The organism is Paenibacillus sp. S-38, assembly GCF_049942825.1.
Classification (GTDB): domain Bacteria; phylum Bacillota; class Bacilli; order Paenibacillales; family NBRC-103111; genus Paenibacillus_G.
Map to the genome: position 1 here is coordinate 3,612,181 of NZ_CP187970.1, position 26,105 is coordinate 3,638,285.

The following is a 26,105-nucleotide window of genomic DNA, read 5'->3' on the forward strand; positions in this document are numbered from 1 at the left end:
TCCCCAGGGCTTCCTGAGGAATAGCAGTCCCTTCTGAACACGGCTCCCAATTACAAAGGAGAATTCCCCTGGCCCGCAAGCAGCAGGGACAGATCAGTCGACGCTGGAGCGTCTGTCTTCTCGTCGGCTGTCCCGGCTGACGTTCCGCTTGCCGTCATGGCTTGGATCAGGAGCTCGACCTGCTTGTCTGTCCATACCGTGCCGTCGGAGAATTCGAACTGTTCTACGCGGCTGCCTGCCTTGCCCCAAAAGTCTTCGACGAGCAGCTTCTCCGTCTCGCTGTAGAGCTGAAGGTCGATCCCCTGGCGGCCCACCGTTACTTCCGATGCGCCGACCGCTTCGAAAATGACTCGGTCCGTCTCCCTGGCCAGCCCCTCTTCCCGGATCAGATTCAGCCCGGTCTCATCACCGACGCGATACGTGTCCGAGCCTCTGCCGCCGGACAGCGTGTTATCCGAAGTGCCCTGAAGCCGCACGACCAGCTCATCGCTGCCCGCGCCTCCTGTCACCGTGTTGTACTGGTCCACGGCAGTCAGTGTATCATCGCCATCTCCGCCGTCGATCAGGTTGTACTTGCCGCGCGAACCGTATTCAAAACCGATGATATCATTGCCCGACTCACCCTTCAGTAGGGCATGGTTCATTATCGATGTTTCGGGAGCAAGCAGCGTATCGTTCCCCGTCCCCCCAAGGCCTGTCTCTATTTCGCCGTTAATGTAGATGGTATCATTGCCGCCGCCCCCGTAGTAATTGTTGTTGGAGCCGCGATCGACAGCAGATTCATCCGTATGGTTATAGATTCGGTCATCCCCGAACCCGCCGATAAACGTATTGCCGTGGTTCCAATGCTCCTCCACGATCATCGTATCGCTGCCTGCGCCTCCGTCAATTCGGCTCTGAGTGACGAAATAGACGGAGATGGTATCGTCCCCGCTGCCTGCAAGGACTTGGTTGTCCCAGCCATACAGCCTCAGCTCGTCCTGTCCGTCTCCGAGATCGAAGGTGGAGCTGTTACTGGGTCCTCCGTCACTTAAATTCGAGAAGTGGATATGATCATCTCCGGCTCCGCCCTGGACGGAGGAACGGTCCACAGTCACAGTCATCTCGTCATTCCCTAGTCCGCCGGTCACGAGATGATCAAACCCTTTGACATGAAACTCATCATCCCCCTCATTGCCATGTATCCGGCTCCGATCGTTGCGGACGTTCAGAACGTCGTCCCCTTTTTCGCCATACAGGACGTTGGAGAACCCATCTACCTGGATCCAGTCGTTACCGTCTCCTCCGTGAAGCACATTGCTGCTGCTGTTCCACGCCAGCAGGTAATCATCACCCGCTCCAGCCATGATATGGTCTCCTCCTGGCCTGGAAGCGGTCAGCACATCATTGCCCTTCGTGCCAAAGACCATGCGCGGTTTCTGATTCTCTTGTTCCATTCGATCCTCGTCCTCTCCGGCATTGAATAGGAAGCTTGCCTATCCATTTAAGGGTAGCATAACGGCCCCGACTTTTGTGTTAGATTTTGTTTATATTTCCAAGTAAGCGCAAAGTGAAGACAATGACAGGAAGACTCAGTGTGCCGGTGTTCATTGAGGTTAAGCTTTTCTTGCGATTATGGTTTTTTGGCGCGCTTCACCCATAATCATATGAAGTGATTATGTTGGGATGAAGGCCGAGCATGATAAAATCGGAGCGACCGACAGAGGTTTCCGCGATCATAGATAGAGTCCAAGAGGATCAGCCTTGGCATGACACCGTTAGATGGCCTCAGGTGGAAAGACACCGTCTCTGGGAAAGGGGGGGAGCAACCCAAGGAAAGCCTGGCCTAACTGACATCAAGAGCTGCCTAAACACGAAGGGATTGGAATAGTAGAGGGAGTGAGTTCATTGGGTACAAAAGCCGTATCACGCAGCAAATCGATTTGCGCATTTTTATTGACTCTTCTTATGGCTTTCTCGGCGGTCGTCTCGCCGATTCCGGGTTATGCAGCGTCGGACAGCACGCCGGCCCGTCAGGCGGAGTATCTGAACCGGGGCTTGGTTGCGGTGTTGGTCGATAACGGAGTCTTCTTAAGCTGGCGCTATTTGAATACGGATCCGAGTGAAATCCGCCTTGGTCAAGACGTCGGATCAGGAGGCGCTGCAAACGACCGCGACCGTGGAAGGAGAGTCGCATAACGGTTGGTATACTTCGGCGGTGCAGGTAACCTTGAACGCCGTCGATGAACAGTCCGTAGTCGAAGCGACCTACTATCAGATCAATCGCGGGGACACCTTCACAGGTACGCAGCTGCTCCTGAACGAGGAGGGCGAGCATACCGTCACCTACTGGAGCGTCGACGCGGCAGGGAATAAGGAGACGGAGCAGTCGTTGACGGTGCCGATCGATCTTGCTCCTCCAACCGTTGACATCCAGGGGCAAACCGAATACACGATCGATCAGCGTGTGGAGATCACCTACACGGCTTCCGATACAGCGTCCGGCGTAGACAAGCCGAGCGGCGTGCTGCTGAATGTCCCGGCTTATACGCTGGGGCCCGGTCCGCATCAGGTAACCGGAGCGGTCTACAATGCGGCGGGCCGGGAGAAGAGCGTCAGCTTCAGCTTCGTGGTTACGGCCACCTTCGACAGCCTGGTTGAACTCACGCGTGGTTTTGCTGCCGAATCTCAGTACCCGAACGCGAAAGAGATTGCACAGCAGCTCGTTGCTCGTTAGTCTGCTGGAGCAGGCTGAACAATTCGCGAAGGAGCATGAAGGAGCGAAGGCTCGCCAGTTCTTGGCGACGTACAGCAATCAAGTGGGTGCGAACAGGAATACCGTATTTACGGCTGAGGGGGCTGATGCTCTCATCAAGTGGGCCTCGTGGTTTCAGCCAGGCGACGCCTCTGGCGAAGAGCGCTCCTGGCACACCTGTGTTGTCCGATAACAACGGCTACGATACGGGTCTGAAAGACGGGGAGTACACGGTTACGATGAATCTCTGGTGGGGAAACAACGGAACTGGGTTCAAGCTGTACGAGAATGGCAAGCTGATCAACCAAACAGCGCTGGCAGACGAGTCTCCGTCCGCACAGACCGTGAAGACGGACATCGCCGGCAAGAATAATGGCACTTATGTCTATACCTGCGAACTGATCAATTCGCTGGGCACGACGCCATGCGCTCCGCTGACCGTGAACGTAACGGATGCCTCTCCGGGGCAAGCGGTGTTGTCCCATGATAACTGGGATAAAGACGGCAGCTATAACGTGAACATGAATCTGTGGTGGGGTACGAACGCGACTCAGTACAAACTTTACGAGAACGGAGTTTTGATTGATACGCAGGATCTGGAGGCTCATACACCTGACGCCCAATCGGCCGTAACAGCAATCGTTGGAAGGGCAGCGGGAACTTATGTGTACGAGGCCGTATTAAGCAACCTGTATAGCCTAAGAAATCGGTATGGTTAAAAAAAGAGCGCCTCGGGATGATGGGATTGTACACGGGTTGGAAACCCGACACCATCAACGAGGCGCTCTTACTATGTAGACGAATACCCATCGCCCTGCCATCACCCGGATCGTAAGGCAGATTGGATACGGGAGAGAATTTATGACAAACTAAAAATGTCCAGTGAAATTGGACAATACAAATGAAGAAGGTCGAGGGAACCGCAAATGTCAGAAGCATCTAGCAATCAGGAAAAAAGGCACTTCATGTTATGGTCCACACCGCCGAGAAGCACTTTTCGTCAGGACATGACTGAAGAAGAACGGAACATCATGATGCAGCACGTTGCCTATTGGACGGACAAGCAAAGTCAGGGGATTGCTCTGGTGTTCGGACCCGTTCTAAAAAATCCAGCAGCTCCAAATGGACTTGGAATCATTGAAGTTGAGGATGAAGCCCAAGTTGCAATACTCATCGCTGAAGACCCCGCTGTAATAGCAGGAATAATGACAACGGAATTTTACCCCATGCTGGCAACACTGCCCAAATAACGTCTTATGACACCTGGATTTTGGAGATCCGCGGCTTATGAGTTTACAAAATAAAAAATCCCCATTTGCGAGGATCTGGTGTAATACCTATATGCTGTGCCGCGGTAAGCTCTGTAAACAGCAGGGACCGGTGGGCTTCTTCCGGTGTCTGGTTACAGTCGTCTAGCAAACTGATCCAGTTTATGAGACATTTCTTCAATCCGTTCAATGAAAGCCGGAATTTGCTGTGTCGAATGGGCCTGTTCCTGCCCAATCACCGCGATTTGCCTTATGGAAGCTCCGATATCGGCTGTCACCTTTTGGAGGTCGGCCAGGGTTTCCCGGATCGACTCGGTTGAAGCCATAGTTTCCTGCGATAACTTTCGAATTTCTTTGGCCACTACTTCAAAGCCTCTCCCTTTATCCCCAAAATGGGCGGACTCGATCGCCGCATTAATCCCCAACAGATTGGTCTGATCAGCGACCCTTTTGATCATGGAAAGCACTTCATCTGTATTTTTTACTTCTTCCCCGGCCTGTTGGGATTGCGTCAGAAGATTTTCGGTGAAACGGGATAATAAATTCGACCCTTCGGCAATGCTGCCAATTCGTTGATGAGCCTCTGTCAAAGAAGCTGCGATTTGATCCGCAATGTCCCTGAGATCGGTTTACCTGCGGAGCTGCACTGCCATTCCCCCGATGACCTCCCCTTGCTGCTGTGGAGCGGTGTCGCTGTCCCGATGAACTCAAATCCATAAAAATGAGCCGGAACTTCGGCGGTCGACGGCTTATTCTCACGCAGCGCCAGGGTCAGAGGCTCCTGCGGGTTTAATCTCTGGCCTATCTTCAGCTGTAGATCAATGGATTTCCCCGGAAAATAGGCAATAAACTTCTCCAAATCACATATTGCAATGGAAAGATCGGCAGGAACCGCCGCTTTCACTATAGGGATCAGGGCAGCAAGAGCTTCTAAGGACTCGACTCGGTTGATCACCTTATAAACACTCCAGTTTGTTATGGCATGAGATGAATGAACGATTCTCTTGCCGTCTCGCTGTGCTTATTCATCATCCCGATTGGGTAATTTGGGCGAGCTCTCCTTTATTTTGTATTGTTCGAATCCTTTTTATTTACAGAGGGCCGCTTCTTTTTACATGACACTGGAGATGATAGAGATCACAGTGTAAAGCAAAATTCGCTCCTATCGTTTATACTAATAAGGTCATCACTTTCATAGGAGCTGTCGAACCGATTATGAACAAAAAAGAAATCGCGCACATTCGCAAACAATTCAAGCTGGACCATGATCTGCTTAAGCTTTTTGATATTCTTAATGTATATGTGACAAAGGAAAGCAGCGAAATCTATCATTACGAGTGTCTGCCGTTCGGCATGCTGGACCGAGAGAAGCAGGAACTCTATATGGGCAATTTCAAGAAACTGCTGACCGGCGAGCTGGATCAGAAGCTGTTCGAGTTAAGATTTCAAGAGGATGCGGAGGAGCCGACGAAGGTTCTTCTTCATCAAGCACTGTCGAGCGAAACGGAAGACTGGATGAACCTGATGCTCTTGCTGGTGGAGAAAATGCTGGCGGATACCAAGTATGAACGGGATACGGTGATCACGTTTGTACGCGGGGAGTACTTCCGGCCGACCAAGAGCAGGAACGATGAAGCCGAAGTGAGCGAGCGGGACGAGGTGTATGCGCATCCGTTCATTCTGGGCAGCGTGAACAGCACGGAGCAGCAGCGCAAATCGATGATATTCGATTATGTCGAGAGGGAATTCAAGTACAATTACATCGTAGATCCCATCATCAAATTGAGTGCGCCGGAGCAGGGATTCTTTTACCCCAGCGTGACGGACAACGCCTCCGATATAAACCACATTCTGTACTGCGCAGGCAAAGCCAATGAACTGAACCCGCACTTCATCGAAGGGGTATTGAATGCGGAGAAGACGGTGACGGCGCAGGAAGAGCGATTCATTTTCGAAGAAATCGTGAAGGAAGTGGCGGGAGACCAGCTCGACGCGGCTACGTTATCTCTGGTGTACGAGGAAATCAACAGGGTCATCGAAACGAACGAGGAGGAAGAACCTCCAAAGCTGGACTTTAAAGATCTGGAACGTGTGCTGACGGTCAGCGGCGTGGAGGATGTGACGTCGGAGAAGGTGGAGCAGGCTTTCCAGACGGTCGTCGATGATAGGAACTTTGAACTCAAAGCAAGCAGCGTGATTCCGAAGTTCACCTCGAAGTCGATCAAGATCGATACGAAGGTAGCGACGATATCGGTCAGCCCCCAGGACTTGAGGTATGTAAGACAGGTGAATTATCATGGGAAACGCTGCATCTTGATCGAGGTGGATGAAGATGCCGTCATCGAAGGCTTTACGCTTAGTACGGAGACGCTGCAGTTTGAATAGGGGCGGGCGATCACAAGACCGCCCGATGGTTCGTGAAGAATGAAATCTCTATTCATTCGATACGACTTCGAGCTCTCCCTGAGCTAACCGAACGGGAGTGCATACCAGCTCGTTGGTAATATGCTCGTACCAGCCGACCCAATCATTGTCCGCGAGGATGGGGTAAACCGCCTCTTTGGTCATCCGGCCCGACCTCAGCTTGTCTATGAGCTCGTAGAGAGCCAGCACCTCCCAGCCCGGAATATCCGCTGTCACCAGGCCTGCAGATCTGCAGGCCTGTTTCTTTTGCCGGCTCCGCTCCTCGTCTTCAGGTTCCGGCTGAAGCTTGTCCGCCATTCGAACCATCAGCTCCTGCAGCAGCTTGCTCTCCGCGGCCTCTTCCATGCCTCTCAGTTCCCCTACCAGATCGAGGATCAACCGGTCTCTATCCCTTAGGTTCCCGGGCAGCAGCGGCTTAATGGAGGAGGACGGGATCTCCCAACGGCTCTTTCTTCCTTTGCGCTGGTAGCCTCTCAGCTCCCCCAGTGCCAGCCACTGATAGATTTGACGGGGTTCTTTGCTCAGCATCAGGGCGGTTTCTTCCACAGTAAATAACGGTTCGATCGACATCTCATCCCTCCTGGCAGCGATTCTCTCCCATTGGAAATGGTATATTCATAGCTATGCTCCCGGCCTTCATCTTATTCTTCCGCCGGCGGGTCCTCATTTAGGAATGATGAATCCTCCTGAATCCGTTGGGGCTCAGCCCTTCCTGTTTTTTGAAGACGGAAACACTGGGATACCCCAAGATATGTGAGCCATTGGAACTTCCCGCAGTTTCACAAGACCGTCATTCCCTATATGATCGCAACGAATTGTGAGGAAGTCACCGTGGAGCTGAACGATAAACGGATTCATGTGAACAAACCCGCTTCCTATCCGAACCGCATGATTACAGGCTATCTCCCTTACCTGCCGGGAACGATATCGGTCCGGGGCTTGATCAGCGGGCAGGAGGTATGCAGCTATACATTGAAGACAGCAGGGCCGGCTGTGAAACTTGGGTTTGACCTCGAGGACTTCCGTTTGGAAGCCAAGGCTGGTTATCAAAAGCTGTTCACCGTCCGGGCGCAGGACAGCGAGGGAACACCGGTGTTCCGGGACAGCTCCAAGGTCACATTCAAGGTGACCGGACCGGCGGAGATCCTTGCGGTAGATAATCGAGATCTCTCTTCAAGCGAGTCTTACGACGCACATTGGATGCATATGTACCGGGGATGTGTCACACGGTGATCCGGTTCACGGGAGAACCTGGATAGGCGAACCGGTTGAGGGGGATGTCACAATCACTCCGTCCAGCCGGTATGACAAGGAAGCCGGTTATGGCTTCCGGGCAGCCAATTCATTCCACCCCTGCGTTCTTCCTTGCAACCTAAAGGGGGTTGCGAGCGTCTCTTTCCATGAACCTTTTTCAGAAAAAAAACGACATCAAAGGAGAATGAGTCGAATGAAGAGCATCCGTCTGTCCGCCGCTGTCCTCGGGATAGCTGCGCTTCTGGTCTTAAGCAGCAAGCCGCCCGTCTCGGCAATGGGAATAGGGGAGGTGACCGGGCAAGTCTTATCTACCGATATACGTGCGTACGTGAATGGCGCCGAGGTGCCTTCGTATAATGTGAATGGCTACACGGCGATTGCGGCGGAGGATCTGCGGGAATACGGTTTTGATGTGGCATGGGTGCCTCAGGAAAGGAAGATTGTCATTCGTTATAGCGGGAAGAAGGAGGTCCATCCGCTGCCCGTTCAGACAGCATCCCAGCCGCTGGGAACAAAGCTGGCGGACGTTCTGTATACGGACATCTCCGCCTATTACGGGGATCATAAGATTCCTTCGTATAATATCGGCGGAAGAACCGTTATCACGCTCAACGATCTGTCCGCTTTCGGAAGTGTCGTATGGTCCGAGAAGGAGCGGAGCATCCGCTTCACGCCCGCCGCCAACGATACCGGCTGGTTCACCGCTAATCCGCTTGTCGTGCGGGAGAGTGGCACGGTTCAGGTGGACTCTATTTTGATCGGAGACCCGAAGATTACCTGGAACGGGCAGGAAGTCGGCCGGACGATCGATTATATGCCGATGCTGGATGTGTCATGGATTGCCGGCAAGCTGGGTTATACGGTTCAAGAAACGAAAGACGGCAGACTGCGAGTTGACAATGGGACCGATGGATTTATTCTGAAGCAAGGCGATAACCATCCGGAGTTGATGTGGTTCGGGACGGCGGCAGGAAAGACGGAGATTTGGAAGGAACCGGTGAAGAGAGGCGGCAAATGGCTGCTTCGGGAGCCGGACCTGAAGGCGTTGTTCGGGTATGAGTCGGTGTGGAGCCCGGAGACACATATGGAGAACATTACGTACCATAAGCTGATCGTCGAGGATCATGGGCTCAAGCAGCGCACGGATAACTTCAATTATATTGTCCGGGTAGACGAGTTCTTGGAGGGAACCTCGAACCTTCCCTTCCTTGGACTTGAAAGAGAGATTAACGGGCAGTTCGTTTACGCCCCGGTTGGCGCAGGCGGCATGGTCGATGCGGTGGAAGGCGGCCCGAAGTATAGACAGGATACGGCAATCCAGCTGGAGCTTGGGACGAACCGGCTCCGTCTTCGATTGACTCAGGGCAGCCGCATATTATTCGACTCGACGTATTCGGTGGAGCTGCCCCTGCGGGAGCTGGCGCCAATCGTTGACCAGAACACGTCTTTCAGCTCCGGAAACTCCACCCGACTCAGGGAGGTGTCGCCGGCTAAGGCGTATCAGGAAACCTCCGGCTCCGACATGACCTTCTCAGGAACGGCGGAGATGACCAATGGCACCGGGTTGACTTTTGTTATAGAACGTGAGGCGGGAGTGGAGTATGTAAAGCTTGGCGACCCGGTATCGGCGCCATTCGAGGGTGACCGCTTCCAGACAAAGCTGAAGCTGCCGGAGCAGTCCGGGCTGTACCGGGTGACAGCCTTCACCTGGGTCACCAATCCCAAAGGTTCTTTTGAGATGCCCGTGGCGTATTGGTATATTCAGAAAACCGATCCGGCTAAACAGGCCAAATGATTCCATGCCATTCAATCTTTCATGATTCCGTGGTGCCGCGTTCGCGCGGGCATGGATGGCTAACGGGCAGATTAGTTATAACGAAAGTCTTCCTAAAATAAGGAATCACAACTGATATAATCATCTAAGCAGCTGGTATAACGGCTGTCATTTTTTCAATTTATGAGTATCTATGCCCCGCTACATGATAACGAGTATGCCGCGCTGATGCATCGACAAAGAAGTAATGGAGGAATAAATGAATATCAAACTTGAAAAGCTGATGTATGCCTTAAACCAACGGTTCAAGAAGGATATCATCGCGGCCGACTACCAGACTGTACCGTTACAGGGCGGAACCGTGGGAAATGTGTACCTGATATCGGGGACCGCCGAAACCGCGGAAAGCGAATTATTGTCCTACCGTATCGTACTGAAAATCCAGAAGAAATGGGAGCGGTACGGCGATCCGGGTTCATGGCGCCGGGAATATGATCTCTATTCGTCTGACTTGGGAGCGGCTTTCTCGGAAGCCCTCCGCTGGCCGACATGTTATCATGCCGAGTTCAATGCCCAAGTTGATGAATACCATCTGTGGCTGGAATATATCGATGGCGTAACTGGTTTAGACTTGACTGGTGACATGTATGAAAAGGCCGCGCTGGAGTTAGGGCGCTTTCAAGGCAGGTTGTATGCGGAGCAACCCGCCGTGCTGCAGAGTCTGACCAACCTGAGCCATGCGGATTTCATGAAGATTACGTATATGCATTACCGGTCATGGCCGGTCGTCTACGATTATATACGATCGGAGGACTGCGAATTGCCGCTGCACGTGCGGCAAATGCTCATCGAAATCGATGAGCAAGCAGATGAGATATTCGCCCGTATTGAAAAATTGCCCCTCGTGCTATGTCACCGGGACTTCTGGGTAACCAACCTTATCTATGCTGACGGGAATATCGCGCTCATCGATTGGGATACCAGCGGATGGGGCTACCTGGGCGAGGATCTCGCAAGCCTGATTGCGGATGAACCGGATATCGACCACATGGTCGAATACTACCAGCGATGCATCCCCGTGTATTACCAAGGCTTTTCGGAGTATGCGGATGTGTCCCGAATCGCCGATCCTTGTGTCTATGAGATCATCCTTCTCTTATTCGGGTACAGGCTTGTGGAGGGGTATCTCCACGCAGAGGCTGATGACGAGAAGACGAAGCATTTCCATACTCTCCAAAAAATCTATGAAATGAAGACCATACCCTTGATGGTCCCATCTGGTTACAACGAGGAATGATAGCTCCATTACAACATGACGGCAGCCGATACTTCTGACAATGAAATAGAAAGGCTCTATTTCTTTAGAGAAGCATCGGTTTTTAAAAATATATGTTCTTGTCTTCCGACAGCTTTTTCCAGACATATGTTTGTCGCATACAAGTATGTTTAAGAATTTTTAATTAATGTAATACGAACACTGTTACTGCACCAATTCTCGAACTAAGGAGGTATAACTGTATGAAAGGAACTAAGAACAGCAACTTACTTCCGACTCAAGAGGAAAACACTGCTAGTCTGAAGGATCATGCGCCAGCCGAGGGCGGAGATGGTCCTGGGTCTTCGGATGGTGGATCTGCTGGAAGTAGCAGTATTACCACAGGTGGGCATAATCCTGATGGAAGTTCACCTCCTAGAATCAACATTTATTAAGCTTGGATCTAAAAGAAAAAGTCGTTATCTAATAACGGCTTTTTTGCGCATTTTTCAATAATGAAATAATGTAACATAATCAACCGGTAATGCGAAATGAACTGCTTATGAACATCTTTGTTTCCGAGGAACGCCATATCCCTCACTTGGTATCGTATCTGGAGGAAGAACTGGAAGCGAGCCAAAGACTGTCGGCTATGCTGGCGGGAATCAAAGCGATGGTACAACCAAAGGAAGACCATCAAACGCGGCTCTGGCTGTTGACGCCCGACTACGGAGAAAAATACGTACGGATGACCGGCGAATGGTGTCAGCATGCGCTCAACATGTTGACCGATGCGAATTGGAAACAGGGGAATGAATAAAAAGCGATGGAGCATGCTGCCTGTCCTGTTGATCACCCTGGTCGTGACTGTGACGGCGCCAACTCTCCTGCGGATCCGAAGGAATCAGCCATTGGCTTTGGAGATTTTCGAAAGGGAAGTGTATAATCGGGAGCTGAGCATGCGTTGTCAGAGGAAATCATCTTCCGGTATTCCTTTGTGGCCGTAGTAAGTCATTTGGGATACTCACCGTATGCCGCCCAAGGATTGGCTGCCATTACCTTTGGGATCGTTCATTACTTTGGAACACCGAGCGGGATTCCAGGTGTACTGATGGCCGCTTTTCTCGGCTGGATCCTGGCTAAGTCCATGCTCGAGACCAAAGGTTTTTTCTGGGCGCTGTGCATCCATTTCCTGCAGGATGCCGTGATCTTCATTGCCTTATTTATGAAGCCGTAGCGGGCAGAGTCTCGAAAAACAATAAGGCCCTTCCGACTTCCTCTTGGGAAGCGAAAGGGCCCGCCGTGTATGGTGGTTTGAGAGGACGGGGGCTGGGGGCGCCCCCTCCCGCTCGATCGGCTATGGCTGCTTGAAGTACTCTAATACGAAGGGCAAAAGTGCTGCAGCTGTTAGGATGTACTTTACTGGAATTGCGATAAAGAGGCCTCTCCACTTCACTTTGATCATACCCTCATCTCCTCACAATGTTAAAAATATGCACGTCACAAGGACGGTAAGTATATTGGATGGGAGTGGGGCACAATTCAAGCTTAACCCGAATTGGCTTTTATTATTCAATGTATAGCTGCGCATGACCATCAAATAATGTTCCGTGCACATTGCTCCTACTAAAGAGCCGCCTTGCCTTCATTACGCTGCTTCGCATACTCTGCGGTTGCTGTGAACAGCACGTCGGAGGACGAATTCAGCGCGGTTTCGAACGAATCCTGCAGTACCCCGATGATGAAGCCTACCCCAACGACCTGGATCGCAATATCATTCGGAATGCCGAAGATGCTGCAAGCCAAGGGAATAAGCAGGAGCGACCCGCCGGCCACGCCGGAAGCGCCTGCGGCAGCCACGGCGGATAGAACGCTGAGCAGGAAGGCTGTGGCAAAATCCACTTGGATGCCAAGCGTGTGAACCGTTGCGAGCGTCAGGACCGAAATCGTCACCGCGGCACCCGCCATATTGATCGTAGCGCCCAAGGGAATGGAAACCGAGTAAGTATTCGAATCCAGTCCTAATTTTTCGCACAATCTCATGTTGATTGGAATGTTCGCCGCTGAACTCCGGGTAAAGAAGGCGGTAATGCCGCTTTCCCTCAGGCAGGTGAGTACCAGGGGATAGGGGTTTCTGCGAATATTAACGTAGACAATTAACGGATTGACGACAAGCGCCATAAACAGCATGCATCCGATCAGTACGAGAAGCAGTTTGCCGTAATCGAGCAGGGAAGAGAGACCGCTCTCGGTAATGGAGTTGAACACGAGTCCCATAATGCCGAGCGGTGCCAGATTGATGACCCATTTGACAATTTGGGAGACCCCATCCGCCAAGTTCGTAAGCAGATCCTTGGTGCTGTCATTGGCACCCCGCAGGACGAAGCCAAGCAGGATCGCCCAAGTCAGAATCCCGATATAGTTGGCGTTCAACAGGGCGCTTACGGGATTGTCGACAACCTGGAACAGCAAGGTCTTCAGCACTTCCACAATCCCTTGGGGCGGTGCCAGATCCTGAGTTCCCTTGACAAGGGACAGGCTTACCGGAAATACAAAGCTGGCGATGACGGCGATCAGCCCCGCCAGGAAGGTACTGGTTCCGTAGAGGGCCAGGATTGATTTCATATTCGTTTGCTGGCCCTTCTGATGCCTGGAGATGGCGGCCATGACCAGAAGCAGGACCAGTAACGGCGCGACTGCCTTTAAGGCATTGACGAATAAGGAACCGAAGATGGAGATTCCCGACGCCCCCGGTACCGCCAAAGCCAGGATGATCCCCGCGATAATGCCGGCCAGGATTCGCTTGACCAGGCTTACTTGATTCCACTTGCTTAACAAAGTTTGCATGAATTCCCTCCGGTAACAATGTTCAAATATAACCGAGCCCAGCAAGTCGTAATAGGACAAGTTATATCGTAACATAGTTTATCACGTTAATTGTCCGTTGGGTAGCAAATGGACTCGGAAAAGAACATATTTTGTAAAAAATCCTGTGCCGACGGATGCGAATTGAAGCGGCCGACATGGCTGCAATGCTTTGGTAACCGGGTTACTCGGGCAGCGAGTAAGACACCCGGGACCGGGATTATTCGGCTGCAGGTCAAATCCTTCCAGCCGGGTACACAAAAAAACCAGCAGGGCTGATCATAGCAATCAACCGGCTGGTTTTTTTGGGGGCCTATGGGCGCACAGCTTAGCTAGCGTTCTATCGCTTCACAGGCTCTCCTGCGAACACGTCCGCCTGCATCGGTGCGGCCATGAAGGCAGGAGCCTGCTGGATGAACGCCTTAAAATGGGCGCTTGCATTGTGCGCGGCAATCGCGGCTTCATCCTTCCACAGCTCTACCATCGTGTAGAGGTGCTCCTGCTCCGTGCTTTTCATCAGGGCGTAGGACACATTGCCTTCTTCGGCGCGGGAGGCGGGGATCAGGGCTTGGACTGCGTTCAGGAAGGCTTCTTCCTGGTCGGGTTTTACCTGCAGATGAGCATGGATAATGATCATGATGGTCATCAACCTTTCGGTATGGATATCGGAATTATTTCCAAGTGGTTACGGTCTCGACAGGAAGACGGTAGGACGGGTAGCCTTCTTTGGCCGCTTTGCCGATGCTGATCAGCATGATCGGCAGGTAACGATCTTTGTCCAGGTCGAAGGCTTCGGCGATCTTGTCCTTCTCGTATCCGCCGATCGGGTTCGTATCATAGCCGTGGGCCCGGGCTACCAGCATGAGCTGCATGGATACGAGACCGGCATCGATGAAATTCACGTCGCGCAGGTCCGCGGCCGGCAGCTGGTCATAGTAATTCTTGATCGCCTTGAGCTGCATGTCCTTCACATCCTGCGGCATGTAACCCAGCTCTACCATTTTGCCGTAGATTTCGTCGAGGTACTGGGAGTTGTTCATGTCGGCGAACACCGCAATAACGGCGGAAGAAGTGAGCACCTGCGTCTGGTTGAAGCGGGCGAGAGGAGCCAGCTTCTCTTTGCCTTCCTGGCTCTCGATCACGACAAAACGCCAAGGCTGCGCGTTCACCGAAGAGGGAGCGCGGGATGCACCCGCCAGAATATCGGTCATTTCCTCGCGGCTGATTTTGACCTCCGGGTCATAGGCCTTAACGGAACGGCGTCCGTATGTAATCTCTTTGAAGTCATTGGTTTTTTGAAATTCGCTCATGATGTGGACAAGCTCCTTTAGTCTGGGTTAGATGTTGCTCTGCATGCGTTCGAGCATATCGGCCAGCAGACGGACTTCTTCTTCGCTGAAGCCATCCAGGATCTGGCGGATAAAATGCTCCTTCTCGATCTGGTACGCTCCAATCCTCTGCCGCCCCTCATCGGTTAGGCGGACAAAGGTAACGCGCTGATCTTCCGGATTCCTGCGCCGGGTAACCATGCCGCTCTCTTCAAGCTGCTTGAGGTGGCGCGTGATGGCGGCACTGTCAATGTCGATGCGCTTCTGCAGCGTGGATTGGTTGATCTCCTCGACCTGGCACAGCTCGTGCAGGATCTCAAGACGGGACGAGCTGATTCCCGTGCAGCGTTCGAACTTGGGACTGATTTTGTTGCCGAGTCCGTTCAGCAGATACAGGATCTGCTCTTCTTTGGAACCGTTACGCGTCATGACGATGACCTCCCGGGTGAATACGGAACATGAATGAACGGTCATAGAGTACCTTAGATCATCGGGGTTATTTAAGTTGTTCAAAATCTATTGATGCATCAATGATTGATAGCTCAACTAATATAGCATCTCCGTTTATTTTTTGCAACTGTGTATTTTATTATTACATTTCAATCGTTTGCAGCAGATCCGCCGGCCCTCACACCTCAAGCAGGAAGGAGACCATCGGTTATGGAATAAATTACATACTCCGCCGAAAGCTCCATATTGCGGGGAAATCCTCGGCGCCGCGGAAGGAAAAGGACCATGCCGTGACTCGTGGATTATGATGGGAGGAGATAGGGTGTTCATCGTTAACAGAGAAAGTGTGCAAAGAGCTCGGGCGGCGAGGATTTCACGATGATCAAACACATCTATGTGGTGCGGCATGCCCAGGCCGAAGGACAGGAACCCGATGCGAAGCTAACGCAGCTAGGGATAAGGCAGTCGGAGAAGCTGGCCGAGTTTTTCATGGATAAAGAGGTCGATTACATCGTCTCGAGTCCATTTGAACGAGCCTGCGCGACCATCAGGCCATTTGCCGAGCAGCGGGGGATCGGCGTCCAGGTGGATGACCGGTTGGCAGAACGGGTCTTATCGAGCCGGAATCTGCCCGCATGGCGCGAGATGCTCAGCAAGACCTACGTGGATTTGGACTTGTGTTACGAGGGCGGAGAATCCAGCAGAACGGCTATGCAGCGTGCCCTCGGGGTCGTAACGGAAATTCGGAGCAGCCGATACTCTTCGGCGGTCATCGTTTCGCATGGCAACCTGATTTCGCTGCTTCTCAAATGTTATGATCATCGAATGGGCTTCAAAGAGTGGGAGCTTTTGACGAATCCGGATGTGTACCGCTTGTCCTTTTCGGAGGGGCTTCCGGGGATTCAGCGAATATGGAATCCGTGAGCCTGTCAGCCAAAAGAGGACTTGGAGGAATGCGAGTCCTATGAATCCTTCGATATCTGACCGGACCGCATTTCATAAGAAATCACAGCCTCCGCTGTGCCTTATGATAGAGAAGAAAGGAGATGGACTCACTTGAGTTACCCGGAACTGATTCATACATATCGAACCGAGCTGCAAAGATATACGCCGGAGCAGCTAAGCTGTATCCCTGCTCCAGGGGTGTGGTCCCTCTGCCAATTGTACGACCACCTGATTCTGACCACACTGGAGTACCTCCATCAGGTGGAGCAGTGTACACTTGCTGCGGAGGAGCAGCCTACGGGGAAGTCGGAAGCCGGAGAGCAGTTGTTCGGGCTTGGGGAATTCCCGCCCGTGAAGATCAGGCTTCCGGAAGGGCCGAGCAATACGCCGTGCAACACCCACAGCAAGGAGGACCTGGAGCGCGGACTCGATGATGTGCTTCAAAGCATGAGTGCGTGGGAGAAGAGAATCGGAGCGATCCCCCATAATCGCAAAGTAAAGCATGGAGGTTTCGGCTGGCTGAACGCAGGGGAGTGGTTCGAGCTCGCCGGAATGCACTTTCGCCATCACCTTCGCCAGCTGCGTGAGATCGAAGGGATGCTGGGAATCCATGCTGAAGGATAGAGGAGAACCCCTGATTCCTTTGCAGATTTCTCAAGCAGCACCGCAGCAGAGACGGAGCCCGCTCTCTTGTAGAGAGGGGTTCCGTTTTTTCATTGGAGGGATTGACACATGTTACCAGTTGGACTATATTGTATTTTAATTCATTATTATGAATAAAAATACACAAAGAGGTGTGTCCGTTGAATCATTTGCTGTCTTTGCAAGAGTTCGGACAGGAGGAGCTGCTGTCGGTCATCCGCAAGGGGATCGAGATCAAGAACAATCCGAAAGCGTTCTACAATGCCTGCGAACGAAAGGGGCTGCTGATGCTGTTCCAGAAAACATCCACCCGCACGAACTTATCCTTCCAGTCCGGCATCAATCAACTTGGCGGTTATGCCGTACCGATGGATTGGGAGTCCAGCAATTTTAAGATTTCGCCGATCCGGTATGAAGCACGGTATGCCTCTCGAAACTGCGAAGCCATCCTGGCCCGGCTCAAAAAGCACTCGGATCTTCAGGAGCTCGCTGCGTACTCGAAGGTTCCGGTGATTAACGGCTGCTGCGAGAAGTACCATCCGTGCCAGGCGCTCGCCGACTTGATGACAGTCTATGAACAATCCGGTACGTTCGAGGGCATAACGCTTACCTATGTCGGGATCCATAATAACGTGGCCAATTCGCTCGTGGCGGGCTGCGTTACCTTGGGGGTCAAGCTGCTGCTCGTCACTCCGATGATCAACGCTCCGTCGTGGGAGGAGGAGCTGATGCAGCGCGCTTACCGGAGCGGCTGGGTGGAACAGGTTCGTGACTTGTCCGAAGCGGTATCGAGATCCCACTACGTGTATACAGATACCTGGATCGATATGGAGTTCTATGATGATCCGCAGTATCAGGAAGAGAAACGAAGAAGAATCGAGCTCATGCTCCCGTACCAGGTAAACCGGGACCACCTCCAAGGGTATTCCCCTTACCTCCTTCACGACATGCCGATTCATCCGGGATTCGAAATCGAGGAGGAGCTGATTGAATCGGAACGCTCCCTGATCTTCCGGCAGGCCGAGAACCGGATGCACGTACAGAAGGCTCTTTTGCTGCATTTGCTTGGTTAGAACATTTGTTTGCCTTCATTCGGGCGATGTGTTATCGTTTTCATATGGTAAATCGCAGGAAAAGGAGATGGCCTATGACAACACGGACAAAGCACGATGCTATCCACGCCTTCGCCGAATGGGTCCCTTGGGTCAGCAACCTCCGTGATCCCGGTCGGGATGTCTGGCTGGAGCCCATCCCGCCGGGGGCCTGGTCACTGAGGGAAGTGCTGACGCATATCATGCACTGGGACCGGAACAGCATGGAAATCATGATTCCTCGCATGAACGAGGGGGCGGAGCTCTTTTTCGTCAATATTGAGGAGCATAACCGGCAGGCGGCATTGTCGGCTGAACAGTACACGGATTGGGACGTGCTGATTGATGAGGTGATCAAGACACGGCTGCAGCTGCTGGACATGCTGGCTGAAGTGTATGACGAGTCGGTCCGGTTTACGATTGACGGCGAAGCGTATACCTACGGCAGGTTCACGGGCGTATTCATCCATCATGATGCCCATCACAGGGAACAGGTGGACGTTTTTTTGGGGAAGGTCTTGTGAAGATCATGTGGTGCTGGCGCTGCGGGGAAGAGGCTGCCATGCTGGATGAAGAGGAGTATGCGGTGATTCACAAGCTGTTCGGTCAATGCATTCAGGCGGATGAAGCGTTTCGGATGGAGCAGAACCTGCCGCTCGGCCGCATCACGATGACCGAGAGATTCCGTCCGGTTACCAGGGAATATCAAAGAATGACGGGAGCGGCCGGCTGTCATCACAATGCCATCATGCATCATCGGATCGCCCTGTACGGTGAGGCGTGTCTCTACTGCGGCAAACCTCTGCGTACACCCGAAGCAAGCCGGTGTGCGGCGTGTGGTCATGCTCGTTCATGATCGCGCCTTTAACCCAGACAAATCTGGAAGATTCCAGTAAAATAGAATAGCTTTAATACATACATGTTCACTGAAGGAGCTTATGGACCATGAAGAATTGTGCCATCTACAGCCCGCAGATGGATCTCGGCCAAGTGGCCGGACTGGTGCGGGAGCTGTATCCCAAGCATACCGTCGAGGTCAACGAGGGCGGCACCCGGATTGCCATCGTGAACCGCAAATGGTTCCGAAGCTCACGCCATGTGCTGAACCTCATGACCAGCCAAACCCAGCCTGATGAATTCATGCAGATGAAGAACGGGATGGGGAATTTTTTTGCGGGGCTGCCGGCCGAGAATCGTCAGCTGCAGGAGAAGCTGCTGATCCAGATCTCCGTGCTGAACATGGTGATCGGGGTGGAGACGGAACAGGACATCACCGGTCCGTTCAGAGAGGAACTGCTCGAGCTGGCTCGCCGGCTGGACGGCATCGTGTTCATGGGGACGCGGGAGCTGCTGGACAGCAGGGGCCGCCTGATCATGGACCTGGACGGCAGAAGTGAAGTCGACGATATCACCGTATCCGCTCACACGAGTCTGCTGCATGGAGACCTCGTCGTCACCGAGTCGGCGCGCAGGCGCAAGGAACAGAGCGAGAGCATTCTCGCCGAGCAGGGCATCCGCTGTAACCCGCATCTACCGGTACGGGCGGGGGACGATGAAGTGAGCGTCCGCAGCGTCGAAGAAACGGCCAGGCGGGCGATTGCCTTATGCATTACGGCGCTGAAGGGAGATTGCCACGGCGCAGGGGAGAGCCCGAAGGATACCCGGTCGCTCGTCAACCGGGTCATCCGGCAGTATGGGGCGGAGGAATTCTTTACGCCGAAGGAGAAAGACTTTCTAGAGGATGAGGACCCGGAGCATGGCGACATTGCGGCATTCTCGTGGGGCTATGAGGCTTACACGGTGCTGCTCTGGGCCCTTGGGTATGTGGACCTTCTGGAGTATCCGGACCGGGTCTGTGATGTGCCGGAGGTGGTATCGCAGCTCCAGGAGCGGGAGACCTGCAAACGCTTCGTGAAGGAGGCTCGCATGAGAAGCAAAAGCGAGATTCTCGATGCGGCGGACCTCATCTACCGGTACAACTGGGTGTGCGTGGACTGCCGGCTGAAGGGCGAGCAGGCCCCGGGCGGGCTGGACGCAGGGGTCGTGTATGAGCGGCACCGGGCCTTGAACTGGCTGATCCGGTACCGGGAGCAGGAGTGGGATGAGGTGACGACGGATACATAGGGGCATGGGAGGAAATCGGGGGAGGCCAAAAGGAATGCGTATCCTGTTCTGTGCGGATCCGATGGATTCAAGGACGGTTGACTGCGAGTATGCACACGAATACGAGGCAGCGAAGAGGCAGGGCTTCGAGGTTGATCTGATCTCTCTGCAAGAGCTGCTGCTAGGACGTGGGACGGCCGCGGTCCGGAGAGTGGCGGACCAGGAAGAGGAACAGCAGGCGCTCTACCGGGGCTGGATGATGAAGCCGGAGAAGTACAGGCTTCTTGATGACGTGCTTCGCCGGAAGAACATCCGCCTGCTGACTTCCCCGGAGGCGTATAGGCAGGGGCATTATTTTCCCTATTCGTATGATGCGGTATCAGACTTAACGCCGAGAAGCATCTGGGTGGATGCCCATGAGTTGGAGCACGGCTTGGATAGGGTGCACGAGCGGCTGCAGACTTTTGCGGAACAAGGCATCCGCTCCCTACTTATCAAGGATTTCGTCAAATCCCGCAAGCACGAATGGGAGGATGCCTGCTATATTCCGGATATGATGGACCGCGGTCAGGTAGAACGTGTGCTGGGCAACTTCATAAGCCGTCAAGGGGAGGATCTGAACGGCGGGGTGGTGTTCCGGGAGTTCGTCCTACTTGAGCAGGCTGCCGTCCACCCGAAGAGCGGCATGCCGCTGGCGAACGAATACCGGCTGTTTTTCCTGCATCACCGTTTGCTGACCGCTGCCGCCTATTGGGACGAACTGGAATACCGCGGGCAGGAGCTGCCGGATCTTACACGGTTCCAAGAAGCTGCAGAGCGAATCCCAAGCCCTTTCTTCACCATGGATATCGCGCGGATAGCCGAGGGGAAATGGCTTATTATCGAGATCGGTGACGGTGGCGTCTCCGGGCTGCCTGCTCATTGCGATGCGAATGATTTTTATAGGGAGCTAAGGGCGAGGCAATGAGAAAATACGCCGTGATCGAGGATGAATCCGGTGCCTGTGTTGGTAATGGTAGGGACGAACTAAAGTCGGAACCCTACTTTGCAGCGGCCGTAGACCGGTTAACTTCATCTGGCGTGAAGGTGGAGATCGTTCCGCAGGATGGCGGATATCATTTCAAAGAACAGCGGTAAAGAAAACACAGGAAGGCCAACCGGCAGAAGTGAGCCGGTTGGCTTTTTGGCTTGCTCGTAATCCCGGCTCCCTTCCCTACAGCAGCACCCGCTTCGACCAATCGCCCAGAACCGGCCCATCCCCGATGGCCGGAAGGCGGAGCTGCCGGGCGGCGGCCTGGAGATACTCGCCCCGGAAGGCCGGGCCCGGATGGAGCAGCTCGAGGGATATCCCCGGCGCGGGCAGAGGGGCGCCGTCCAGGAAGCCCTGCAGCGTCTCGAGGTCCCGGGTATACACGGCTGCGTCCCAGCGGACGCGGGAGAGGACTTGGCCGGCCACCTTCACCGGGATGTCTGCGGCCCGGGCGACGAGTTTGGCTGCCTTCAGCGGCTCGCTGCGCAGGAACGCATGGGCCCGGAGATGGGCCTTCAGGTAAGCGACGGTGACGTCCTCATGGCTTCGGACCCAGGCCTGGTCTGCCGCCAGGCCGGTCAGATAGTCGTCGCCGAGCCCCTCCGCGAACAGCAGCCGTCCCTGGCCGTAGTAGTCGAGCAGGCTCGGATAGGGTTCCCACATCACGCTTGCGCCGACCCGCTCGGAGGCGATGCCGCGCAGGCTCTCCGGCATATCTTGATGGATCACCTGCCGAGGCGGAGTGCCGAGCGAGGTGAGCAGCCCCGTCAGCCGGTGGCCTGCGCTGGAGTGGGGGACGGTGGCGATCGTCCGTTCCGCGAGATCCGACAGGTCGCGCAGCCGGGCCTGCCGGGGGACGGCGACAGAGATGCCGCGGCCCCGCTCGGCCTTGCCGTCGAAGGCGAGCAGCACGGGGCTGAACTTCGGCAGCACCCTGCCGAGCGCCGTGCTCATGGCGATCGGGTAATCGCCGAGGGCCGCAATCTGCACCTCGCCGGCAATCAGCCCCTCCACGAGCTCCAGGCCGTTCGCCGCATCGCGCCAGCGGACTTCAACCGGCCGGAAGGGGCGGAGCAGGCTTAGCTCCTCCTCCAGCAGCCGGAGCCCCTTGATGATCAGGGAGCTCCACATATGGGCCGTGCCGCTCTGGTAGCCGATCGTCACGGCAAGCGGGTCCGTACGGACCGGGGTGTCCAGAACCGGACGGCCGGCGGAAGACTGTTCCCGGACCCAGAGCTGCAGCTCGTCGCGGTCGAAGTAGACGTCGCGGCCGATTTTGATATAGGGCAGTCCTTTGTGCTGCCGCCAGCGGTCGATCGTTGCCCGGCTCACGCCAAGCAGCTCCACAGCCTGCCCGAGTGTCAGTAGAGAGAAGACCGTATGCTTCTGTGTCTTGTCCATAGCCAAACCTCGCTTTCCGCTTCTTGAATTCATAATTATCCGATCATAATACTTAGATATAGATTTTATCCCATTACGGCCCGGCTGACAAGAATGAACCGGGCATTTGGGAACGTATTTCTTCGCAGCCACACAATGGAAAATATTGGTCTGTTTCCTCACTCATCCGCATTCCTCCTCACAGCTCCTCATGCGGTGGAACCCCGGTCTGCGGCTGTGATACATTGCGTGCATAGCCAACCTGCTTCATCGGCTTAATCGGAATGACATCACCGCCGAAAGCGGGGGTCAGCGGCGCGGTGTTGACCCGGCAGCAGCAGAGGCCGAGGCAGGCCAAGAGGAGGATGAACCAACATGGAAACCAGAGAATATACGACCGATGTGCTCATCATCGGTGGAGGCACGGCCGGTACGATGGCGGCGATCAAGGCCAAACAGGCGAATCCGGAGCTGCAGGTGCTCGTGCTCGACAAGGCGGATATCCGGCGGAGCGGCGCGATCTCCATGGGCATGGACGGCCTGAACAATGCGGTCATCCCGGGGAAAGCGACACCGGAGGAATATACGCTTGAGATTACGGAGTCGAACGACGGCATCATCGACCAGCGGGCTGTGTACCGCCAGGCGTCGGAGTGCTTCAGCATTGTGCAGGAGCTCGATTCGTGGGGCGTCGATTTTGAGAAGGATGAGAACGGCTATTACAACGTCCACCGGGTTCACCGCAAAGGACGGTATGTGCTCCCGATGCCCAAAGCTAGCGACCTGAAGGTCATTCTCGCCAAAAAGGTGAAGCAGATGCGCTGCCGGGTCGTCAACCGGGTCATGGCCACACGGCTGCTGACCAAAGGCAATCAGGTCATCGGGGCGCTCGGGCTCGATGTGCGTACGGGGGACTTCGTGATCGTCCGGGCCAAGGCGGTCGTGATGACCGCGGGCGCGGCGGGCCGCATGGGCCTGACGGATTCCGGCTACCTCTACAGCACGTATGAGAATCCGACGAATTCGGGTGAGGGCTTCGCCATGGCTTACCATGCGGGAGCGGAGCTCACGGGCATCGAGTGCTACCAGATCAATCCGACGATGAAGGATTATAACGGACCGGCCTGCGCCTATGTGGCGGGACCGTTCGGCGGCTACACGGCGAACGCCAAGGGGGAGCGGGTAACCGGCTGCGATTACTGGAGCGGCGAGCTCATCATGAACATGTGGAAGCTGAAGAACAAGGGCGAGTGGCCGCTTTACCTGAAGCTGACCCACCTGGAGGACAACATCATCTCGGAGATCGAGTCGATCCTCCACAACAATGAGCGGCCGAGCCGCGACCGTTTCCACGAGGGCCGGGGCAAAAACTACCGCACCGACATGGTCGAGCTGAACTTCTCGGAGGTCGGGCTGTGCAGCGGCCACAGCGCTTCCGGGGTGCTGGTCAACCACGAGGCGGAGACGTCGATGGCCGGACTGTATGCAGCAGGCGATATGGCCTGTGTGCCGCACCAATACCTGCTCGGTGCACTTACCTTCGGTAAAATCGCCGGCACGAATGCCGCGGCCTTTGCAGCCGGGCAGCCCGAATACGAGCCGGATCCGGCGCAGATCGAAGCGGAGCGGGAGCGCCTGCTCCAGCCTCTCTCCCGGCCGGACGGGGTGCCGCACCAGCAGGTGGAGTACAAGATCCGCCGGATCGTCACCGACTATCTGCTCCCGCCGAAGACGCTGACGAAGCTCGATATTGCGCTCGAGAAGATCGAGCATTTCCGCAAGGTGGACCTGCAGCTGCTGGGCGCCCGGGACCCTCACGAGCTCGGCCGGGCGATGGAGATTCACAGCATCGTGGACTGCGCCGAGATGATGGCGAAGGCGTCGATGTTCCGCAAGGAGAGCCGGTGGGGCTTCTACCACTACTTCCTCGACTATCCGGAGCGCGACGATGCGAACTGGCTGAAGCGGGTCATTGTGCACAAGGGCGGCAGCGGAGAGCTCGAGCTGTACACGAAAGAACTGCCGCCGTACATCCTGACGGAAGCGGACCGTGAAGCGGTCCTTGAATCAAGACTTGAGGAGGTGAAACCCCATGAACATGTCGGCTAAAGCGGTAGGTCAGCGTTCGGAAGCGAGCGTCATCATCGACCGGGACAAATGCATCGGCTGCGACATCTGCGTCCAGGTCTGCCCGATGGGCATTCTGGCCCTCGACAAGGACGGCAAGGCGTATATGAAGTACGACGAATGCTGGTACTGCACACCGTGCCAGACCGACTGCCCGGTCGATGCCGTGCGCGTCAACCTGCCTTACCTCGTAAGGTAAAGCAAGGGAAGGACAGGGAGAACGGGAAGGTACACAGTCCAGCTTGACACCATACATGCCAAAAAGGAGGAAATCGTCATGAGGTTGTCCGCGAAGCGGACTCTGCTGCAGCGCAGCAGGCTGCTGCTCGCCTCCCTGGCGCTGACGGTCACCGCCGCCTTGACCGGCTGCGGTACCCAGGGCGGCAGCGGAGGAAGCGCAGAGAGGGTAGTGTCATCCGCGAAGCCGGCAGCTGCCGGCGGGAAGCAGGCCGTCGTAACCGTGGGCTACCAGTCGCCGACCGCCCAGACCTGGGGGGCCTTGATCATCAAGAACCGGGGGCTCTACGAGAAGCATCTGAAGGAGCTGGCTCCCTCGGACGAAGTCGAAGTGAAGTGGTTCGACGCAACGGCCGGCTCGATTCTGAACAACCAGATGGTCGGCGGCAAAATCCAGCTGAGCTTCCTCGGCGACATGCCGTCGCTGCTCAACGGAGTGATGGGCATTACGCAGGCGAACTACCGCTCGGTGTTCCTGGCCTTCGACGGCAAAGGGGTGCTCGGCCGCAACCAGGCGATCATCGTGCCGAAGGGAAGCCAGGTGAAGCGGGTGGAGGACTTGGCGGGCCAGACGGTATCGACGCCGATCGGCAGCTCGTCCCACCGGATGCTGCTCGATACGCTGAAGCAGCATAACCTCGTCGACAAGGTCAAGATCGTGGACCAGTCGGTGACGGTAGGCATGCAGAGCATCGAGCAGAACAAGGTGGCCGCCCATTCGACATGGGAGCCGTACACGAGCCTCATCGCCCATAAGGAGATCGGCACCGTTCTGCAGCCGGGCGAGGCGACGAAGATCGATTACCTGGCGGGGGTCGTGGCGAACCGCGACTGGGCCGAGGCGAACCGGACCTATACCGTGGCCTTCCTGCGGGCGCTCGTGGAGGCGCACCAGTTCGCGAAGGAGCATCCGGAGGAGACGGCGAAGATCTTCGAGGCGGAGAGCAAGTTTCCGCCGGAAGTATGCCGGAAGATGGTCGAGAACATCCGCTTCGACGCGGCGATCTACGACAAGGACCTGGACACGCTGAACGGCAGCATCCAGTTCCTGAGCTCCCTGGGCAAGCTCGAGAAGAAGCTGGAGCTCGGCTCCTTCGTCGATGCGGGCTATCTTCGCGAAGCGGCGGACTCTCTCAAACGTCCTTACCTGACGGATGGGGAGCAGGCCGGCGAATGGCTGCAGGGGAAGGAGCTGTAG

General features: G+C 54.9%; 29 protein-coding genes and 1 pseudogene. 21 read left to right on the forward strand and 9 right to left on the reverse strand.

The window, feature by feature from the left end; translation table 11 throughout:
- Nucleotides 1-50 precede the first annotated feature (50 nt).
- Nucleotides 51-1,436 (reverse strand): calcium-binding protein, encoded by a 1,386-nt coding sequence (locus ACP26L_RS16615; RefSeq protein ID WP_426454155.1) that lies wholly within the window; start codon nucleotides 1,434-1,436, stop codon nucleotides 51-53.
- A gap of 511 nt (nucleotides 1,437-1,947) precedes the next feature.
- On the opposite strand from ACP26L_RS16615, the gene ACP26L_RS16620 reads away from it, so the two are divergent.
- The 3 genes and pseudogenes from ACP26L_RS16620 to ACP26L_RS16630 all read left to right on the forward strand — a co-directional run bounded on the left by ACP26L_RS16620 (nucleotide 1,948) and on the right by ACP26L_RS16630 (nucleotide 3,984).
- Entirely contained in the window at nucleotides 1,948-2,178 is a 231-nt protein-coding gene (locus ACP26L_RS16620) for a hypothetical protein (protein WP_426454156.1), read from the forward strand.
- Nucleotides 2,120-3,453 (forward strand): annotated as a pseudogene (locus tag ACP26L_RS16625) (OmpL47-type beta-barrel domain-containing protein); the annotation flags it as partial. The gene ACP26L_RS16620 and the pseudogene ACP26L_RS16625, both read left to right, overlap by 59 nt.
- Nucleotides 3,454-3,741: 288 nt before the next feature.
- A complete protein-coding gene (locus ACP26L_RS16630) occupies nucleotides 3,742-3,984 on the forward strand; it encodes a YciI family protein (protein WP_426454157.1) in 243 nt (80 codons plus the stop codon).
- Nucleotides 3,985-4,136: 152 nt separating this feature from the next.
- Here the strand turns inward: ACP26L_RS16630 and ACP26L_RS16635 are convergent, their stop codons facing one another.
- Entirely contained in the window at nucleotides 4,137-4,592 is a 456-nt protein-coding gene (locus ACP26L_RS16635) for a methyl-accepting chemotaxis protein (protein ID WP_426454159.1), read from the reverse strand.
- On the reverse strand, nucleotides 4,589-4,957 hold the full coding sequence (locus tag ACP26L_RS16640) for a hypothetical protein (protein WP_426454161.1): 369 nt from the start codon (nucleotides 4,955-4,957) through the stop codon (nucleotides 4,589-4,591). Before ACP26L_RS16640 ends, ACP26L_RS16635 begins: the two co-directional genes overlap by 4 nt.
- Before the next feature lie 260 nt (nucleotides 4,958-5,217).
- Here ACP26L_RS16640 and ACP26L_RS16645 point away from each other — a divergent pair, with 260 nt between their 5' ends.
- Nucleotides 5,218-6,387, forward strand: coding sequence for a DUF4317 domain-containing protein (locus tag ACP26L_RS16645; RefSeq protein ID WP_426454162.1), 1,170 nt, complete (start codon nucleotides 5,218-5,220; stop codon nucleotides 6,385-6,387).
- 48 nt (nucleotides 6,388-6,435) lie between these two features.
- Here ACP26L_RS16645 and ACP26L_RS16650 read toward each other — a convergent pair whose 3' ends face one another.
- Nucleotides 6,436-6,996, reverse strand: coding sequence for a hypothetical protein (locus ACP26L_RS16650; protein ID WP_426454163.1), 561 nt, complete (start codon nucleotides 6,994-6,996; stop codon nucleotides 6,436-6,438).
- A 183-nt stretch (nucleotides 6,997-7,179) separates the two neighbouring features.
- On the opposite strand from ACP26L_RS16650, the gene ACP26L_RS16655 reads away from it, so the two are divergent.
- The 6 genes from ACP26L_RS16655 to ACP26L_RS16680 all read left to right on the forward strand — a co-directional run bounded on the left by ACP26L_RS16655 (nucleotide 7,180) and on the right by ACP26L_RS16680 (nucleotide 11,946).
- Entirely contained in the window at nucleotides 7,180-7,659 is a 480-nt protein-coding gene (locus ACP26L_RS16655) for a DUF4982 domain-containing protein (protein WP_426454165.1), read from the forward strand.
- Nucleotides 7,660-7,873: 214 nt separating this feature from the next.
- The gene (locus ACP26L_RS16660) at nucleotides 7,874-9,475 is read left to right on the forward strand and encodes a hypothetical protein (protein WP_426454167.1); all 1,602 of its coding nucleotides are present in this window, start codon (nucleotides 7,874-7,876) and stop codon (nucleotides 9,473-9,475) included.
- Between the two features lie 238 nt (nucleotides 9,476-9,713).
- Complete coding sequence (locus ACP26L_RS16665; protein ID WP_426454168.1) at nucleotides 9,714-10,751, forward strand: aminoglycoside phosphotransferase family protein; 1,038 nt, start codon at nucleotides 9,714-9,716, stop codon at nucleotides 10,749-10,751.
- Nucleotides 10,752-10,972: 221 nt separating this feature from the next.
- The gene (locus ACP26L_RS16670) at nucleotides 10,973-11,164 is read left to right on the forward strand and encodes a hypothetical protein (protein ID WP_426454169.1); all 192 of its coding nucleotides are present in this window, start codon (nucleotides 10,973-10,975) and stop codon (nucleotides 11,162-11,164) included.
- Nucleotides 11,165-11,253: 89 nt separating this feature from the next.
- On the forward strand, nucleotides 11,254-11,529 hold the full coding sequence (locus ACP26L_RS16675) for a hypothetical protein (protein ID WP_426454171.1): 276 nt from the start codon (nucleotides 11,254-11,256) through the stop codon (nucleotides 11,527-11,529).
- 144 nt (nucleotides 11,530-11,673) lie between these two features.
- Nucleotides 11,674-11,946, forward strand: a complete 273-nt coding sequence (locus ACP26L_RS16680; protein WP_426454173.1) for a CPBP family intramembrane glutamic endopeptidase — start codon at nucleotides 11,674-11,676, stop codon at nucleotides 11,944-11,946.
- Between the two features lie 389 nt (nucleotides 11,947-12,335).
- On the opposite strand, the gene sstT is transcribed toward ACP26L_RS16680, so the two are convergent.
- The 4 genes from sstT to ACP26L_RS16700 form a co-directional block, all read right to left on the reverse strand.
- Complete coding sequence (sstT, locus tag ACP26L_RS16685; RefSeq protein ID WP_426454175.1) at nucleotides 12,336-13,556, reverse strand: serine/threonine transporter SstT; 1,221 nt, start codon at nucleotides 13,554-13,556, stop codon at nucleotides 12,336-12,338.
- Nucleotides 13,557-13,914: 358 nt separating this feature from the next.
- Nucleotides 13,915-14,211 carry a putative quinol monooxygenase gene (locus tag ACP26L_RS16690; RefSeq protein WP_426454177.1) on the reverse strand — a complete coding sequence of 99 codons (297 nt, stop codon included), beginning with the start codon at nucleotides 14,209-14,211 and terminating at the stop codon, nucleotides 13,915-13,917.
- 34 nt (nucleotides 14,212-14,245) lie between these two features.
- Nucleotides 14,246-14,884 (reverse strand): nitroreductase family protein, encoded by a 639-nt coding sequence (locus tag ACP26L_RS16695; RefSeq protein WP_426454179.1) that lies wholly within the window; start codon nucleotides 14,882-14,884, stop codon nucleotides 14,246-14,248.
- Nucleotides 14,885-14,911: 27 nt separating this feature from the next.
- Nucleotides 14,912-15,331 carry a MarR family winged helix-turn-helix transcriptional regulator gene (locus ACP26L_RS16700; protein WP_426454181.1) on the reverse strand — a complete coding sequence of 140 codons (420 nt, stop codon included), beginning with the start codon at nucleotides 15,329-15,331 and terminating at the stop codon, nucleotides 14,912-14,914.
- 402 nt (nucleotides 15,332-15,733) lie between these two features.
- Between ACP26L_RS16700 and ACP26L_RS16705 the strand changes: the two genes are divergently transcribed.
- The 8 genes from ACP26L_RS16705 (at nucleotide 15,734) to ACP26L_RS16740 (ending at nucleotide 21,270) form a co-directional block, all read left to right on the forward strand.
- Entirely contained in the window at nucleotides 15,734-16,276 is a 543-nt protein-coding gene (locus ACP26L_RS16705) for a histidine phosphatase family protein (RefSeq protein WP_426454978.1), read from the forward strand.
- 132 nt (nucleotides 16,277-16,408) lie between these two features.
- A complete protein-coding gene (locus ACP26L_RS16710; RefSeq protein ID WP_426454183.1) occupies nucleotides 16,409-16,921 on the forward strand; it encodes a DinB family protein in 513 nt (170 codons plus the stop codon).
- Nucleotides 16,922-17,100: 179 nt separating this feature from the next.
- Nucleotides 17,101-18,012, forward strand: coding sequence for an ornithine carbamoyltransferase (locus ACP26L_RS16715; RefSeq protein WP_426454185.1), 912 nt, complete (start codon nucleotides 17,101-17,103; stop codon nucleotides 18,010-18,012).
- Between the two features lie 74 nt (nucleotides 18,013-18,086).
- Nucleotides 18,087-18,554, forward strand: coding sequence for a DinB family protein (locus tag ACP26L_RS16720; RefSeq protein WP_426454186.1), 468 nt, complete (start codon nucleotides 18,087-18,089; stop codon nucleotides 18,552-18,554).
- Nucleotides 18,555-18,559: 5 nt separating this feature from the next.
- The gene (locus tag ACP26L_RS16725; RefSeq protein ID WP_426454980.1) at nucleotides 18,560-18,886 is read left to right on the forward strand and encodes a hypothetical protein; all 327 of its coding nucleotides are present in this window, start codon (nucleotides 18,560-18,562) and stop codon (nucleotides 18,884-18,886) included.
- A gap of 89 nt (nucleotides 18,887-18,975) precedes the next feature.
- Nucleotides 18,976-20,154, forward strand: coding sequence for a DUF4272 domain-containing protein (locus ACP26L_RS16730; protein WP_426454187.1), 1,179 nt, complete (start codon nucleotides 18,976-18,978; stop codon nucleotides 20,152-20,154).
- A gap of 34 nt (nucleotides 20,155-20,188) precedes the next feature.
- Nucleotides 20,189-21,100: an ATP-grasp domain-containing protein gene (locus tag ACP26L_RS16735; RefSeq protein WP_426454189.1), complete on the forward strand. Its 912-nt coding sequence runs from the start codon at nucleotides 20,189-20,191 to the stop codon at nucleotides 21,098-21,100.
- Nucleotides 21,097-21,270 (forward strand): hypothetical protein, encoded by a 174-nt coding sequence (locus ACP26L_RS16740; protein WP_426454191.1) that lies wholly within the window; start codon nucleotides 21,097-21,099, stop codon nucleotides 21,268-21,270. Before ACP26L_RS16735 ends, ACP26L_RS16740 begins: the two co-directional genes overlap by 4 nt.
- A gap of 76 nt (nucleotides 21,271-21,346) precedes the next feature.
- Here the strand turns inward: ACP26L_RS16740 and ACP26L_RS16745 are convergent, their stop codons facing one another.
- Complete coding sequence (locus ACP26L_RS16745) at nucleotides 21,347-22,564, reverse strand: helix-turn-helix domain-containing protein (protein ID WP_426454193.1); 1,218 nt, start codon at nucleotides 22,562-22,564, stop codon at nucleotides 21,347-21,349.
- Nucleotides 22,565-22,918: 354 nt separating this feature from the next.
- On the opposite strand from ACP26L_RS16745, the gene ACP26L_RS16750 reads away from it, so the two are divergent.
- The 3 genes from ACP26L_RS16750 (at nucleotide 22,919) to ACP26L_RS16760 (ending at nucleotide 26,105) form a co-directional block, all read left to right on the forward strand.
- On the forward strand, nucleotides 22,919-24,652 hold the full coding sequence (locus ACP26L_RS16750; RefSeq protein WP_426454194.1) for a fumarate reductase/succinate dehydrogenase flavoprotein subunit: 1,734 nt from the start codon (nucleotides 22,919-22,921) through the stop codon (nucleotides 24,650-24,652).
- On the forward strand, nucleotides 24,636-24,869 hold the full coding sequence (locus ACP26L_RS16755) for a 4Fe-4S dicluster domain-containing protein (RefSeq protein ID WP_013916896.1): 234 nt from the start codon (nucleotides 24,636-24,638) through the stop codon (nucleotides 24,867-24,869). The genes ACP26L_RS16750 and ACP26L_RS16755 overlap by 17 nt, the downstream gene beginning before the upstream one ends.
- A 78-nt stretch (nucleotides 24,870-24,947) precedes the next feature.
- Nucleotides 24,948-26,105: an ABC transporter substrate-binding protein gene (locus tag ACP26L_RS16760; RefSeq protein ID WP_426454196.1), complete on the forward strand. Its 1,158-nt coding sequence runs from the start codon at nucleotides 24,948-24,950 to the stop codon at nucleotides 26,103-26,105.